The 14,373-nt window shown below is 66.7% G+C and carries 19 protein-coding genes; 1 reads left to right on the top strand and 18 read right to left on the bottom strand.

Annotation, left to right across the window (positions count from 1 at the left end; genetic code table 11):
* Position 1: 1 nt before the first annotated feature.
* The 14 genes from rplE to rpsJ all read right to left on the bottom strand — a co-directional run bounded on the left by rplE (position 2) and on the right by rpsJ (position 6,655).
* Entirely contained in the window at positions 2-562 is a 561-nt protein-coding gene (gene rplE / locus ACZ303_RS27445) for a 50S ribosomal protein L5 (protein ID WP_467343140.1), read from the bottom strand.
* Positions 562-885 carry a 50S ribosomal protein L24 gene (gene rplX, locus ACZ303_RS27440; RefSeq protein WP_467343139.1) on the bottom strand — a complete coding sequence of 108 codons (324 nt, stop codon included), beginning with the start codon at positions 883-885 and terminating at the stop codon, positions 562-564. The genes rplE and rplX overlap by 1 nt, the downstream gene beginning before the upstream one ends.
* Positions 886-888: 3 nt before the next feature.
* Complete coding sequence (rplN, locus tag ACZ303_RS27435) at positions 889-1,257, bottom strand: 50S ribosomal protein L14 (RefSeq protein WP_176163508.1); 369 nt, start codon at positions 1,255-1,257, stop codon at positions 889-891.
* A 131-nt stretch (positions 1,258-1,388) separates the two neighbouring features.
* On the bottom strand, positions 1,389-1,670 hold the full coding sequence (gene rpsQ, locus ACZ303_RS27430) for a 30S ribosomal protein S17 (protein ID WP_030026328.1): 282 nt from the start codon (positions 1,668-1,670) through the stop codon (positions 1,389-1,391).
* Positions 1,670-1,894 carry a 50S ribosomal protein L29 gene (gene rpmC / locus ACZ303_RS27425; RefSeq protein ID WP_030368408.1) on the bottom strand — a complete coding sequence of 75 codons (225 nt, stop codon included), beginning with the start codon at positions 1,892-1,894 and terminating at the stop codon, positions 1,670-1,672. Before rpmC ends, rpsQ begins: the two co-directional genes overlap by 1 nt.
* Complete coding sequence (rplP, locus tag ACZ303_RS27420; protein ID WP_215079442.1) at positions 1,894-2,313, bottom strand: 50S ribosomal protein L16; 420 nt, start codon at positions 2,311-2,313, stop codon at positions 1,894-1,896. Before rplP ends, rpmC begins: the two co-directional genes overlap by 1 nt.
* Positions 2,314-2,318: 5 nt before the next feature.
* Positions 2,319-3,149 carry a 30S ribosomal protein S3 gene (rpsC, locus tag ACZ303_RS27415; protein WP_467343138.1) on the bottom strand — a complete coding sequence of 277 codons (831 nt, stop codon included), beginning with the start codon at positions 3,147-3,149 and terminating at the stop codon, positions 2,319-2,321.
* Complete coding sequence (gene rplV, locus ACZ303_RS27410; RefSeq protein WP_052859704.1) at positions 3,149-3,496, bottom strand: 50S ribosomal protein L22; 348 nt, start codon at positions 3,494-3,496, stop codon at positions 3,149-3,151. Before rplV ends, rpsC begins: the two co-directional genes overlap by 1 nt.
* 41 nt (positions 3,497-3,537) lie before the next feature.
* On the bottom strand, positions 3,538-3,819 hold the full coding sequence (rpsS, locus tag ACZ303_RS27405; protein ID WP_215079446.1) for a 30S ribosomal protein S19: 282 nt from the start codon (positions 3,817-3,819) through the stop codon (positions 3,538-3,540).
* A gap of 12 nt (positions 3,820-3,831) precedes the next feature.
* The gene (gene rplB, locus ACZ303_RS27400; RefSeq protein WP_215079448.1) at positions 3,832-4,668 is read right to left on the bottom strand and encodes a 50S ribosomal protein L2; all 837 of its coding nucleotides are present in this window, start codon (positions 4,666-4,668) and stop codon (positions 3,832-3,834) included.
* A gap of 39 nt (positions 4,669-4,707) precedes the next feature.
* Positions 4,708-5,031 carry a 50S ribosomal protein L23 gene (rplW, locus tag ACZ303_RS27395; protein ID WP_215079450.1) on the bottom strand — a complete coding sequence of 108 codons (324 nt, stop codon included), beginning with the start codon at positions 5,029-5,031 and terminating at the stop codon, positions 4,708-4,710.
* Complete coding sequence (gene rplD / locus ACZ303_RS27390) at positions 5,031-5,681, bottom strand: 50S ribosomal protein L4 (RefSeq protein ID WP_467343137.1); 651 nt, start codon at positions 5,679-5,681, stop codon at positions 5,031-5,033. Before rplD ends, rplW begins: the two co-directional genes overlap by 1 nt.
* Before the next feature lie 7 nt (positions 5,682-5,688).
* On the bottom strand, positions 5,689-6,333 hold the full coding sequence (rplC, locus tag ACZ303_RS27385; RefSeq protein ID WP_467343136.1) for a 50S ribosomal protein L3: 645 nt from the start codon (positions 6,331-6,333) through the stop codon (positions 5,689-5,691).
* A gap of 13 nt (positions 6,334-6,346) precedes the next feature.
* Positions 6,347-6,655 (bottom strand): 30S ribosomal protein S10, encoded by a 309-nt coding sequence (rpsJ, locus tag ACZ303_RS27380; RefSeq protein WP_003948644.1) that lies wholly within the window; start codon positions 6,653-6,655, stop codon positions 6,347-6,349.
* 642 nt (positions 6,656-7,297) lie between these two features.
* On the opposite strand from rpsJ, the gene ACZ303_RS27375 reads away from it, so the two are divergent.
* Positions 7,298-9,430 carry a PIG-L family deacetylase gene (locus tag ACZ303_RS27375; RefSeq protein ID WP_467343135.1) on the top strand — a complete coding sequence of 711 codons (2,133 nt, stop codon included), beginning with the start codon at positions 7,298-7,300 and terminating at the stop codon, positions 9,428-9,430.
* A 125-nt stretch (positions 9,431-9,555) separates the two neighbouring features.
* On the opposite strand, the gene tuf is transcribed toward ACZ303_RS27375, so the two are convergent.
* From tuf to rpsL, 4 genes are all read right to left on the bottom strand, one after another.
* Positions 9,556-10,749, bottom strand: coding sequence for an elongation factor Tu (tuf, locus tag ACZ303_RS27370; protein WP_087927560.1), 1,194 nt, complete (start codon positions 10,747-10,749; stop codon positions 9,556-9,558).
* A 175-nt stretch (positions 10,750-10,924) separates the two neighbouring features.
* The gene (gene fusA / locus ACZ303_RS27365) at positions 10,925-13,048 is read right to left on the bottom strand and encodes an elongation factor G (RefSeq protein ID WP_467343134.1); all 2,124 of its coding nucleotides are present in this window, start codon (positions 13,046-13,048) and stop codon (positions 10,925-10,927) included.
* A gap of 38 nt (positions 13,049-13,086) precedes the next feature.
* The gene (rpsG, locus tag ACZ303_RS27360; RefSeq protein ID WP_030368420.1) at positions 13,087-13,557 is read right to left on the bottom strand and encodes a 30S ribosomal protein S7; all 471 of its coding nucleotides are present in this window, start codon (positions 13,555-13,557) and stop codon (positions 13,087-13,089) included.
* 2 nt (positions 13,558-13,559) lie between these two features.
* Positions 13,560-13,931 carry a 30S ribosomal protein S12 gene (gene rpsL, locus ACZ303_RS27355; protein ID WP_003948652.1) on the bottom strand — a complete coding sequence of 124 codons (372 nt, stop codon included), beginning with the start codon at positions 13,929-13,931 and terminating at the stop codon, positions 13,560-13,562.
* Positions 13,932-14,373: the final 442 nt, after the last annotated feature.

Below are 14,373 nucleotides of genomic sequence, written 5' to 3'. Positions count from 1 at the left end.
CTTACGCCTCCTTGAAGGGGAAGCCGAGGTGACGAAGGAGGGCGCGGCCCTCGTCGTCGTTGGTCGCCGTGGTGACCACGGTGATGTCCATACCCCGGACGCGGTCGATCTTGTCCTGGTCGATCTCGTGGAACATGACCTGCTCCGTGAGACCGAAGGTGTAGTTGCCCCGACCGTCGAACTGCTTCGGGGACAGACCACGGAAGTCGCGGATGCGCGGCAGCGCGAGCGACAGCGTACGGTCCAGGAACTCCCACATGCGGTCGCCGCGAAGGGTGACGTGGCAGCCGATCGGCTGCCCCTCGCGCAGCTTGAACTGCGCGATCGACTTGCGGGCCTTGGTCACGGCCGGCTTCTGGCCCGTGATCGTGGTGAGGTCGCGAATCGCGCCGTCGATCAGCTTGGAGTCGCGGGCGGCGTCGCCCACACCCATGTTGACCACGATCTTGGTCAGGCCGGGGACCTGCATGACGTTCTCGTACGAGAACTCCTCGAGGAGCTTCGCCGAGATCTCGTCGCGGTAGCGCTGCTTGAGGCGCGGCGCGTTGGTGGTGGCAGTCATCAGATGTCCTCACCGGTCCGCTTGGCAACGCGGATCTTGTTGCCCTCGTCGTCGAAGCGGTATCCGACGCGGGTGACGACCTTGTTGCCGTCCTTCTCCACCACGAGCTGAACGTTGCTCACGTGGATCGGGGCCTCGGTCGTCACGATGCCGCCGGTCTTGGAACCACGAGCGGTCTGGCCGGCCTTGGTGTGCTTCTTGACCCGGTTGACACCCTCGACGAGAACACGGTCCTCAGCGGGCATGGCCTGAATGACCTTGCCCTGCTTGCCCTTGTCCTTGCCGGTGATGACCTGAACCAGGTCGCCCTTCTTGATCTTCATCGGTTACAGCACCTCCGGCGCGAGCGAGACGATCTTCATGAACTTCTTCTCGCGCAGCTCTCGGCCCACGGGGCCGAAGATACGGGTGCCGCGGGGGTCACCGTCGTTCTTGAGGATGACGGCGGCGTTTTCGTCGAAACGAATGTACGAGCCGTCCGGACGGCGGCGCTCCTTGACGGTGCGAACGATGACCGCCTTGATGACGTCACCCTTCTTCACGTTGCCACCGGGGATCGCATCCTTGACGGTGGCGACGATGACGTCACCGATGCCCGCGTAGCGGCGACCCGAGCCACCGAGAACACGGATGCAAAGGATCTCCTTGGCACCAGTGTTGTCGGCGACGCGAAGTCGCGACTCCTGCTGGATCACGTCTATCTCCTGATCGTCTGCCGGTTCCCGGTGAGGGGCTCCTTGCGAAGCCCCTCACCGAGCCTGGCGGAACTTGCCCAAGGGCTAATGCCCTCAGGCCGTTTACTTAGGAATTCCCTTGCGGGAATTACCTACTTGGCCTTCTCGAGGATCTCGACGATGCGCCAGCGCTTGCTCGCCGACAGCGGACGCGTCTCCATGATGAGGACGCGGTCGCCGACGCCGGCAGCGTTCTGCTCGTCGTGCGCCTTGAGCTTGTTCGTACGGCGGATGACCTTGCCGTACAGCGCGTGCTTGACGCGGTCCTCGACGGCGACGACGACGGTCTTGTCCATCTTGTCGCTGACGACGAGACCCTCACGGGTCTTGCGGAAGCCGCGCTCGTTCGTCTCAGTCACATTCTTCTCGCTCATCAGGCGCTCTCCACCGTCTCGATGCCCAGCTCGCGCTCGCGCATCAGGGTGTAGATCCGGGCGATGTCCTTACGGACGGACTTGAGCCGACCGTGGTTCTCGAGCTGCCCGGTCGCCGCCTGGAAACGGAGGTTGAACAGCTCTTCCTTGGCCTCACGGAGCTTCGCGACGAGGTCCTCGTCGTTGAGCTCACGCAGCTCGGTCGCCTTGATACCAGCGGCCATCACGACTCACCTGCCTCGCGCCGAACAATGCGGCACTTCATCGGAAGCTTGTGGGCGGCGCGGGTGAGCGCCTCCTTAGCGACCTTTTCATTCGGGAAGGACAGCTCGAACATCACCCGACCGGGCTTGACGTTCGCGATCCACCACTCCGGGGAACCCTTACCGGAACCCATGCGGGTCTCGGCGGGCTTCTTCGTCAGCGGACGGTCCGGGTAGATGTTGATCCACACCTTGCCGCCACGCTTGATGTGACGCGTCATGGCGATACGAGCGGACTCGATCTGACGGTTCGTCACGTAGGCCGGGGTCAGGGCCTGGATGCCGTACTCACCGAACGCGAGCTCGGTGCCGCCCTTGGCCATGCCCGAGCGCTTCGGGTGGTGCTGCTTGCGGTGCTTGACCCTGCGAGGGATCAGCATGTCGGTCAGGCCTCCGTTCCGGTGGACTCGGCCGGAGCAGCGGCGGTCGCGTCGGCCTTGGGGGCCTCGGCGGCAGCGTTCTGCTGCGGCTTGCGGCCGCGGCCGCCACGCTCGCCACCACGGCCACCACGGGCCGGGCGGTCCTGGGCGCCACCGCGCGACGGGCGGTTGCCCGCACGGGCGGCGGCGTTCTCGGCACGGACCTCGGCGATGTTCTTGACGTCGCCCTTGTAGATCCAGACCTTGACGCCAATACGACCGAAGGTCGTCTTGGCCTCGAAGAAGCCGTAGTCCACGTTCGCGCGGAGGGTGTGCAGGGGCACACGGCCCTCGCGGTAGAACTCCGAGCGGGACATCTCGGCGCCGCCGAGACGGCCACCACACTGGATCTTGATGCCCTTGGCGCCGGCCTTCATCGTCGACTGCATGCTCTTACGCATGGCGCGACGGAAGGAGACGCGGGAGGACAGCTGCTCGGCGACGGCCTGGGCCACCAGCTGAGCGTCAACCTCGGGGTTCTTGACCTCGAGGATGTTCAGCTGGACCTGCTTGCCGGTCAGCTTCTCCAGCTCACCGCGGATGCGGTCGGCCTCGGCGCCGCGGCGACCGATGACGATGCCCGGGCGAGCGGTGTGGATGTCGACGCGGACGCGGTCGCGGGTGCGCTCGATCTCAACCTTCGAGATACCGGCGCGCTCCATGCCCTTCGTCATCATGCGACGAATGGCAACGTCTTCCTTGACGTAGTCCTTGTACAGCTTGTCGGCGTACCAACGCGACTTGAAGTCGGTGGTAATGCCGAGTCGGAACCCGTGCGGGTTAACCTTCTGGCCCATTACCGGGTTCCTTCCTTGCTGCTGACGACCACGGTGATGTGGCTGGTCCGCTTGCGGATCCGGTAGGCGCGGCCCTGGGCACGCGGACGGAACCGCTTCAGGGTCGGGCCCTCGTCGACGTACGCCTCAGTGATGACGAGGCTGCCGGCGTCGGTGTGGTCGTAGTTGTGCGCAGCGTTGGCAATGGCGCTGTCAAGCACCTTGCCAACCGGCACGCTCGCGGCCTGCGGGGCGAAACGCAGGACCGCCTGAGCCTCCGTGGCATCCATGCCACGGATAAGGTCCACCACTCGGCGGGCCTTCATGGGCGTGACGCGGATGTACCGCGCCTGGGCCCTGGCTTCCATGGTTGTCCCTTCGGTGTCAGTCATAGTCTTCGCACCCCGCCTTAGCGGCGCTTCGACTTGCGGTCGTCCTTGACGTGGCCGCGGAAGGTGCGGGTCGGCGCAAACTCGCCGAGCTTGTGGCCGACCATGGACTCGGTGACGAACACCGGAACATGGGTCTTGCCGTTGTGCACCGCGAGCGTGTGGCCGAGCATGGCCGGCACGATCATGGAGCGTCGGGACCAGGTCTTGATGACGTTTTTGGTGCCGGCTTCGTTCTGGACATCCACCTTCTTGATCAGGTGGTCGTCGACGAAGGGCCCCTTCTTGAGACTACGCGGCATCTAAACCCGCTCCTAGCGCTTCTTGTTCGTCTTGCGGCGGCGGACGATGTACTTGCTGGACGCCTTCTTCGGCGACCGAGTACGACCCTCCTTCTGACCCCACGGCGAGACCGGGTGGCGACCACCGGAAGTCTTGCCTTCACCACCACCGTGCGGGTGGTCAACCGGGTTCATCGCGACACCGCGGACGGTCGGGCGAACGCCCTTCCAGCGCATACGGCCGGCCTTGCCCCAGTTGATGTTCGACTGCTCGGCGTTGCCGACCTCGCCAACGGTGGCGCGGCAGCGGACGTCGACCAGGCGGACCTCACCGGACGGCATACGAAGGTGGGCGTACTGCCCCTCCTTCGCCAGCAGCTGCACGGACGAACCGGCAGAGCGAGCGAACTTCGCGCCGCCGCCGGGCCGCAGCTCGATGGCGTGGATGGTGGTACCGACCGGGATGTTGCGCAGCGGGAGGTTGTTGCCCGGCTTGATGTCGGCGCCAGCGCCGTTCTCAATCCGGTCACCCTGCTGCAGCTTGGCCGGGGCGATGATGTAGCGCTTCTCGCCGTCTGCGTAGTGCAGAAGCGCGATGCGCGCGGTGCGGTTGGGGTCGTACTCGATGTGCGCGACCTTGGCCGGCACGCCGTCCTTGTCGTGACGACGGAAGTCGATCACTCGGTAGGCGCGCTTGTGGCCACCGCCCTGGTGGCGAACGGTCACACGACCGGTGTTGTTACGGCCGCCCTTGCTGTGCAGCGGGCGGACCAGCGACTTCTCCGGCGTGGACCGCGTGATCTCGACAAAGTCGGCGACGCTGGAGCCACGACGGCCCGGGGTCGTCGGCTTGTACTTGCGGATACCCATTTCTCAGTCCTCGTCCGATATCGGACGACTCGGACTCCGTTAGGAGACCGGGCCGCCGAAGATGTCGATTCGGTCGCCCTCTGCGAGGGTCACGATGGCGCGCTTGGTGTTGGCGCGCTTGCCGAAACCGGTCTTGGTGCGCTTGCGCTTACCCTGACGGTTGATCGTGTTGACCCCGGTGACCTTGACCGAGAAGACCGCCTCGACGGCCTGCTTGATCTGGGTCTTGTTGGCGCGCGGGTCGACGATGAACGTGTACTTGTTCTCGTCCAGCAGCGCGTAGCTCTTCTCCGAGACCACGGGCTTGACCAGGAGGTCGCGCGGGTCCGTGAAGGTCTTGCTGGTGACGACGGCCTCAGTCATCAGGCGTCGCTCCCTTCGGTCTCAACGGCCTTGGGGCCAGACACGAAGGACTCGAAGGCGGCCTTGGTGAAGACCACGTCGTCGGAGACGAGCACGTCGTACGTGTTCAGCTGGCCCGGCTCCAGGATGTGCACCTGGGGCAGGTTGCGGGCGGACAGCCACGCGGCCTCGTCGGCGCGGTCGACGACCAGGAGCAGGTTCTTGCGCTCCGAGATCTTGCCGAACAGCGTCTTCGCGGCCTTGGTGGAGACCTCGCCCTCGACCACGCCGGAGACGACGTGGATACGGGAGTGGCGCGCCCGGTCGGTGAGGGCACCGCGCAGGGCGGCGGCCTTCATCTTCTTCGGGGTGCGCTGCGAGTAGTCACGCGGCACGGGACCGTGCACGACGCCACCACCGGCGAACTGCGGGGCGCGGGTCGAGCCCTGGCGCGCGCGGCCGGTGCCCTTCTGGCGGTACGGCTTGCGCCCACCGCCGCGGACCTCGCCGCGAGTCTTGGTCTTGTGCGTGCCCTGACGGGCAGCGGCCAGCTGTGCGACGACGACCTGGTGGATCAGCGGAATGCTGACCTTCGCGTCGAAGATCTCCGTGGGGAGCTCGACGGTACCGGCCTTGTCGCCTGCCGGCGAAAGGATGTCAATGGTGCTCATCGTTACCTCAGGCCCCCTTGGCCGCGGTACGGACCAGGACGAGGCCGCCGTTCGGACCGGGGACCGCGCCCTTGATGAGCAGCAGACCCTTCTCCGCGTCAACGGCGTGGACGGTCAGGTTCTGGGTGGTGACCCGCTCGTTGCCCATACGGCCCGCCATGCGGAGGCCCTTGAAGACACGGCCCGGGGTGGCGCAGCCACCGATCGAACCGGGCGAGCGGTGCTTGCGCTGGGTGCCGTGACCGGCGCCGAGGCCCTTGAAGTTGTGACGCTTCATGACACCGGCGAAGCCCTTGCCCTTGCTCTTGCCCGTGACGTCAACCTTGACGCCGGACTCGAACACCTCGGCAGTGATCTCCTGGCCCAGCGTGTACTCGCTGGCGTCAGGGGTGCGGAGCTCCACCAGGTGGCGGCGGGGGGTCACGTCGGCCTTGGCGAAGTGGCCCTTGAGGGGCTTGTTCACCTTGCGCGGGTCGATCTCGCCGAAGGCGATCTGGACCGACTCGTAACCGTCGACGTCGTTCGTGCGCACCTGCGTCACGACACACGGCCCGGCCTTGACGACGGTCACCGGGACAACCCGGTTGTTCTCGTCCCAGACCTGGGTCATGCCGAGCTTCTCGCCCAGGACGCCCTTGATGTTCTTGGTCATCTTGGTCGTCACCTCAGAGCTTGATCTCGATGTCGACACCGGCCGGCAGGTCGAGGCGCATGAGCGAGTCAACCGTCTTCGGCGTGGGGTCGAGGATGTCGATGAGGCGCTTGTGCGTGCGCATCTCGAAGTGCTCGCGCGAGTCCTTGTACTTGTGCGGCGACTTGATGACGCAGTACACGTTCTTCTCAGTGGGCAGCGGCACCGGGCCCGCGACCGACGCACCAGTGCGAGTCACCGTCTCGACGATCTTCTTCGCCGAAGAGTCGATGACCTCGTGGTCGTAGGCCTTGAGCCGGATGCGGATCTTCTGTCCCGCCATGGCTACTTCGTAGTCCTGTCTCTCGTAACGCTCTGGGACTCGGTGTGCTCGCGCCTCTTGCCGAAGCGCCGCCCTTCCCCGACCCACGCGGTCGGGCGTGTCGCGCCCCCTCCGGTAAATTCCCCTAAGGGAATTCCCTGGTGAAGAGGGCTGTGGGGGAAGGACACCCACCGAGTGCCTGGCCGGGGCCACGCTGACACTTCCCGGAAGATTCCCGTACTTCCACCCCTGAAAAGGGGTGACGAGTACTGCGGGACTCGCTTCCAGTCCTCCCGGCGGGAGGCGCGCAGCATTGGCACACAACCGAGCAACCTGAACAGTGTGCCATACAGCCCCGAAGGGGCGCCAATCGCGGCCGAAGAAGGTACCCCGAGCGGCGCAGTTGTCAAACCACCCCACCGACATACGGGACACTATGGTCGTGAAGGTCCAGGCTGCTCACCAGCTGCCATCAGTTGCCCCGTACCCCGGCCGTCACTGTGCCCCCTGGGTCGCCCGGGACGCCCGATCCCCGGAAGGTCCTATCCGCCTTTGCCGTGGTTTGCCGTGGTGTCGAGCAACCGACCCGCGCCCTCCATCGTCCCCTATCACGCGGGGGCAGCCGGGGGACTGTGTGCTGCACAACGGGACGGAGTCATGTAGTTGAACATCACACAGCACATGGTGATATCCCGCCGGGCCACCCTGGCCGGGCTGGCCGGGCTCACCGCCACCACGATGGCCGCCGCGGCGGGCTGCAGCGGCGGTGGGCGGCCGAAGAAGCCCGCGGCGTCCCCCGGCCGTATAAGAGCAGTGGATCCCCAGGCCACGCAGCCGTTCACCAATGCCAAGGGCTCCCTGCTCCTCCAGGTCATGGCGCACCCCGACGACGACCTGTACTTCATGAACCCCGATGCCGAGCACATCGTGCGCGCCGGGGTGCCCGTCGTCTCGGTCTACGTCACGGCCGGCGAGGCCGTCGGCCAGAACTGGATCGAGGGCATGCCCCCCAAGGGCGAGCCCGACAAGGCCGCCTACTCCTCCGCCCGCCACCAGGGCCTGCGCCAGGCGTACGCGGAGATGCTCGGCCTGGACCGGTTCACCCCCTGGAAGAAGTCCGTCCTGGACCTGGGCGGCGGCGTCAAGGCGGAGACCAACGAGCTCGCCGACGGCAACCGCCGGGCCCAGCTGATCTTCCTCAACATCGCCATGCTCTCCGCCGGCGAGATGCGCCTGCCGCTGCTCTGGGAGCGCCCCGAGGGCGAGATGCAGAGCCTCGTCGCCACCGGCTCGCCGTGCACCACCAGCAGCACGTACCGCCACGACACCCTGGTGGACACGCTGGCGACCGTCATGGACCGCTTCCGGCCGTCCGTGATCCACACCATGGATCCGGACCCCGACTACCAGGTCCACGACGCCACCCACCCCAAGGACAACGACTACGGCGCCTGCTCCGACCACCGCGACCACACCCCGACCGCGCTGTTCACCTGGAAGGCCATGTCCCAGTGGGTGGCCGACAGCACCAAGCGCGACGGGCACCCCCCGCGCTTCGTGACCACCGCCTTCCGCGGCTATTACAACCAGCGCTGGCCGCACAACCTGCCGCCCGAGGTCGTGGAGCAGAAGCACCGCCTGGTCGAGGCGTACGGCGGCGACCCGTCCTGGGACTGCGGCAACCCCGCGGGCTGCGGTGACTACGGCCAGGGCGGCGACCGCCCGATGAAGAACCGCAAGGGCTGGATCCGCTCCACCCACTACCGCTACAAGGGCGCCACCACGGCCCCGGGCGTCGACAAGGCCGGCCGCCTGGAGGCGTACGGCGTCCTCGGCACCCAGGCCGTGCGCTGGGTGGAGTCCTCCCCCGGCAGCGGCCGCTGGGGCGAGCCGCAGAACCTCGGCGGCGGCCCGCTGGCCCCGGCCGTCGCCTCCGTGCAGGACTCCGCCGGGCGCCGGCTGCTGTTCGCCCTGCGGTTCTCCGCGCTGGCCGGGCAGGGCCGCCCCGACACCCGCGAGATCGTCGTGCTGGAGCAACGCTCCCCCGGCGGCCCCTTCAAGGCGTGGCAGGGCCTCGGCAACCCCGAGCACCGGCCCGACCGCGGCCGCCGCGTGGGCATGCCGGCCGCCGTCGCCACCCCGGACGGGCGCGTCCACCTCTTCGTACGCAACGCCGGCAAGGGCGTCTCCAGCCGCGTACGCGAGCCCGACGGCGCCTGGGGGAAGTGGCAGAGCCTGCACGGCCAGGAGATCCAGGACGGCCTGACCGTCGTGCTGGACCGCGACAAGCGCGTCCACGTCTTCGGCGAGGGCCGCGACACCGTGCACCACTGGACGCAGGACGAGCCCGGCAAGCCGGTCCACCACCAGCCCCTCAAGGGGCTGCCGCAGCCCGGCGGGCTGCCCGGTGCCGCCCTCGGCCCCGACGGCGAGCTGGCCGTCGTCTACCGCACCCCGGCGGCCGTCCACCCGGTGGTCCACGGCTTCACCCCGGGCTCGGAGGACGTACGCACCACCGAGCTGACGGAGTTCCCCGGCTACGGACCGCTCGCCGCCCACACCCTGGCCGTCCGCGGCGCCGCGGACACCGTGATGGTGCTGGGCCGGGCCGTCAACGGCGAGATGCAGCTCGCGGACGCCTCGGCCGCCGACGCGGAGCCGCTGCGCCTGGAGGACAAGCTGGTGCCCGTGGGCACCTCCGCGCTGCTGACGGACGCCGGCCACCAGCTGTGCGTGGTGGGCATGAGCCCGGACGCCTCCCCGTGGATCTGGCGCCCGGAGCTCCCCCACTCCTGATCACCCGGGCCGCCGGCCGACGCCGGTTCACCCTTCGGGGCGATATCCGGTCCGGCGGACGGCACGCGAAAGGGCCCGCACATCCGAGGATGTGCGGGCCCTTTCAGACCTTCAAGTAAAAGGACTTACTTGTTGATCTTGGTGACCTGGCCGGCGCCGACGGTGCGGCCGCCCTCACGGATGGTGAAGCGCAGGCCCTCCTCCATCGCGACGGGCTGGATCAGGTTGACGGTCATCTCGGCGTTGTCGCCGGGCATGACCATCTCCGTGCCCTCCTTGAGGGTCACGACACCGGTCACGTCAGTCGTACGGAAGTAGAACTGCGGACGGTAGTTGTTGAAGAACGGGGTGTGACGGCCACCCTCGTCCTTCGACAGGATGTAGGCCGTGGCCTCGAACTCGGTGTGCGGGGTGACCGAACCCGGCTTGATGATGCACTGGCCGCGCTCGACGTCCTCGCGCTTGATGCCACGGAGGAGCAGACCGACGTTCTCACCGGCCTGGCCCTCGTCGAGCAGCTTGCGGAACATCTCGATACCGGTGACCGTGGTGGTGGTCTTCTCGGTCTTGATGCCGATGATGTCGACGGTCTCGTTGACCTTCAGGACACCACGCTCGATACGGCCGGTGACGACCGTACCGCGACCGGTGATCGTGAAGACGTCCTCGATCGGCATGAGGAACGGCTTGTCGACGTCACGCTCGGGCTGCGGGATGTTCTCGTCCACGGCCTTCATGAGGCCGAGGAGCTTCTCGCCCCACTCCTTGTCGCCCTCGAGCGCCTTGAGCGCCGAGACCTGGACGACGGGAGCGTTGTCGCCGTCGAACTCGTACTCGGAGAGGAGCTCACGAACCTCGAGCTCGACGAGCTCCAGGATCTCCTCGTCGTCCACCATGTCGGCCTTGTTCAGGGCGACGACGATGTACGGAACGCCGGACTGGCGGGCCAGGAGCACGTGCTCCTTGGTCTGCGGCATCGGACCGTCGGTCGCGGCGACCACGAGGATCGCGCCGTCCATCTGGGCGGCACCGGTGATCATGTTCTTGATGTAGTCCGCGTGACCCGGGCAGTCGACGTGGGCGTAGTGACGCGACTCGGTCTGGTACTCAACGTGAGCGATCGAGATCGTGATACCGCGCTGACGCTCTTCCGGCGCCTTGTCGATCTCGTCGAACGGCGTGAAGGGGTTCAGGTCCGGGTACGCGTCGTGCAGCACCTTGGTGATCGCCGCGGTAAGAGTCGTCTTACCGTGGTCGACGTGACCGATGGTGCCGATGTTGACGTGCGGCTTAGTCCGCTCGAACTTCGCCTTCGCCACTGGGTCCTCCTACGGAGTGGTTCTGTACGCCTTACTCATCGGCGCCAGGTGATCTTTGCTGGGGTGCCGTCCGCCGGGGCAACCGCCACAATCCTCACGGATTGCCGCGGTATGCCCCGACAGTCGGTGTAAAGCCTAAAGCGTGAGCTTCGTCTGTGGAGACGAGAGCAGGGTGTTACTCGCCCTTGGCCTTCGCGATGATCTCCTCGGCGACGTTCCGCGGAACCTCGGCGTAGGAGTCGAACTGCATCGAGTAGCTTGCGCGACCCGAGGTCTTGCTGCGGAGGTCTCCGACGTAGCCGAACATCTCCGACAGCGGAACCAGGCCCTTGACGAGCTTGGCGCCGTGACGGTCCTCCATGGCCTGGATCTGGCCACGGCGGGAGTTGATGTCACCGATCACATCGCCCATGTAGTCCTCGGGGGTGGTGACCTCGACGGACATCATCGGCTCGAGAAGAGCCGGGGACGCCTTGCGAGCACCCTCCTTGAACGCCATGGAACCGGCGATCTTGAAGGCGAGTTCGGACGAGTCGACGTCGTGGTAGGCGCCGTCGAGCAGCGTCACCTTGACACCGGTCAGCGGGTAGCCGGCCAGCACGCCGAACTCCATGGCCTCCTGGCAACCCGCGTCCACGGACGGGATGTACTCCCGCGGGATACGGCCACCGGTGACCTTGTTCTCGAACTCGTAGCCATCGCCCTCGAGAGGCTCGATGGCCATCTGCACCTTGGCGAACTGGCCGGAACCACCAGTCTGCTTCTTGTGCGTGTAGTCGATACGCTCGACGGCCTTGCGGATCGTCTCGCGGTACGCGACCTGCGGCTTGCCGACGTTCGCCTCGACGCGGAACTCACGGCGCATACGGTCGACCAGCACGTCGAGGTGCAGCTCGCCCATACCCGCGATGATGGTCTGGCCCGTCTCCTCGTCCGTGTGGACCTGGAAGGACGGGTCCTCCTCGGCGAGACGCTGGATGGCGACACCCAGCTTCTCCTGGTCGCCCTTGGACTTCGGCTCGATGGCGACCTGGATCACCGGGGCCGGGAAGTCCATGGACTCGAGGATGACCGGCTTGCCCGCGTCACAGAGGGTCTCACCGGTGGTGGTCTGCTTCAGACCCATGACGGCGACGATGTCACCGGCACCCACCGACTCGATCTCCTCACGCTTGTTCGCGTGCATGCGGTAGATCTTGCCGATGCGCTCCTTCTTGCCCTTCACGGAGTTCTGCACCTGAGTGCCGGTCTCCATGCGGCCCGAGTAAACCCGGACGAAGGTGAGCTTGCCGAGGTGCGGGTCGCTCATGATCTTGAAGGCAAGACCGGCGAACGGCTCGTCGTCGGAAGGCTTGCGCTTCACGACCTCGTCGGGGTCGTTGACGGCGTGGCCCTCAACAGCCTCGATGTCGAGCGGCGACGGCAGGTAGCGCACGACCGCGTCGAGCAGGGGCTGGACGCCCTTGTTCTTGAACGCGGTGCCACAGAACACCGGGGTGACGGTGACGGAGTCGGCGCTGCCGCGCGAGGCCAGCGTGATGCGGCGGATGGCCGCCATCAGCTGCTCCTCGGTGGGCTCCTGGCCCTCCAGGAAGAGCTCCATCATGGCGTCGTCGTGCTCGGCGACACCCTCGAGGAGCTTGCCGCGCCATTCCTCGGCGGCCTCGGTGTGCGTGGCCGGGATGTCGACGACGTCGTACATCTCGCCCTTGGCGGCCTCTGCGGACCAGACCAGAGCCTTCATCTGGACGAGGTCGACCACGCCCTTGAAGTCGGCCTCGGCACCGATCGGCAGCTGCATGACCAGCGGCACCGCACCGAGGCGGTCGACGATCATGTCGACGCAGCGGTGGAACTCGGCGCCGGTGCGGTCGAGCTTGTTGACGAAGCAGATACGCGGCACGCCGTAGCGGTCCGCCTGGCGCCAAACGGTCTCGGACTGCGGCTCAACACCGGCGACGCCGTCGAACACCGTCACGGCACCGTCGAGGACGCGCAGCGAACGCTCCACCTCGACGGTGAAGTCGACGTGGCCCGGCGTGTCGATGATGTTGATCGTGTGATCGACGTCGTTCAGCGGCCAGTGGCAGGTCGTCGCGGCAGACGTGATCGTGATGCCGCGCTCCTGCTCCTGCTCCATCCAGTCCATGGTGGCAGCGCCATCGTGGACCTCACCGATCTTGTACGAAACACCGGTGTAGAACAGGATCCGCTCGGTGGTGGTCGTCTTGCCCGCGTCGATGTGGGCCATGATCCCGATGTTGCGGACCTTGGCCAGGTCAAGCGAAGTGGTGGCCATATGGCTCAGTCTTCTCTCGGTCTCGATGTGGGTAGCGACTACCAGCGGTAGTGCGCGAAGGCCTTGTTGGACTCGGCCATCTTGTGCGTGTCCTCACGCTTCTTGACCGCAGCGCCCAGGCCGTTGGAGGCGTCCAGGAGCTCGTTCATGAGGCGCTCGGTCATCGTCTTCTCGCGGCGGGCGCGGGAGTAACCGACGACCCAGCGGAGCGCGAGGGTGGAGGCGCGGCCCGGACGGACCTCGACCGGCACCTGGTAGGTGGCGCCACCGACGCGGCGGGACTTGACCTCGAGAGCCGGCTTGACGTTCTCGAGGGCGCGCTTGAGGGTGATGACCGGGTCGTTGCCGGTCTTCTCGCGCAGACCCTCCATGGCGCCGTACACAATGCGCTCGGCGGTGGAGCGCTTGCCGTGCAGGAGGATCTTGTTGATCAGCGACGTCACCAGCGGGGAGCCGTAAACCGGGTCGATGATGACCGGGCGCTTCGGGGCGGGGCCCTTACGAGGCATTCTTACTTCTCCTTCTTGGCGCCGTAGCGGCTGCGAGCCTGCTTACGGTTCTTGACGCCCTGCGTGTCGAGGGAGCCGCGGATGATCTTGTAGCGAACACCCGGCAGGTCCTTCACACGGCCACCGCGCACGAGCACGATGGAGTGCTCCTGCAGGTTGTGGCCCTCACCCGGAATGTAAGCGGTGACCTCGATGCCGGAGGTCAGACGCACACGCGCGACCTTACGGAGCGCCGAGTTCGGCTTCTTCGGGGTGGTCGTGAAAACACGCGTGCAGACGCCGCGACGCTGGGGCGAACCCTCGAGCGCGGGCGTCTTGTTCTTCTCGACCTTGTCCTGCCGGCCCTTCCGGACCAGCTGCTGGATCGTAGGCACCGTTTCTCCGGTTTCTGTGTGCCGATCACGATAAAACTAACCTGGGCGCAAACACCGACCCACGCGGTCGGGTGTGTCGAAGGCTGCAGACCCCCGCCAACCGACGGGAAGGTGCAGATTTCGGTGTCCGTGACCGTTCACGACGAACGCTGACGGTCCTGGCTCCTCGTACGGTCTAAAGGCACGCACGAGAGCCCGGGGACACCCCAGGCACAAGGTCAGAGCGTACCTAGCGCATGGGCTGCGGTCAAAACAAATGCACACGCGGAGGACACCCCGATGCGCGACATATGTCGCAGGCCCGGGCCGGTTCCCCAAGCCCACCACGGGTGTTCGGGCCGGCGGCGCGGCCGACGATCACCCTACCGGCCGAACGAGTGAGAGCGACGACACGCCGCAGGGCGGCCACCCCCTGAAAGGGTGACCGCCCTGCGGTCGAGCG

The organism is Streptomyces sp. NPDC023527, assembly GCF_055560115.1.
The sequence above is the reverse complement of the archived record's forward strand: the minus strand, read 5'-3'. Positions and strand labels throughout refer to the sequence as shown.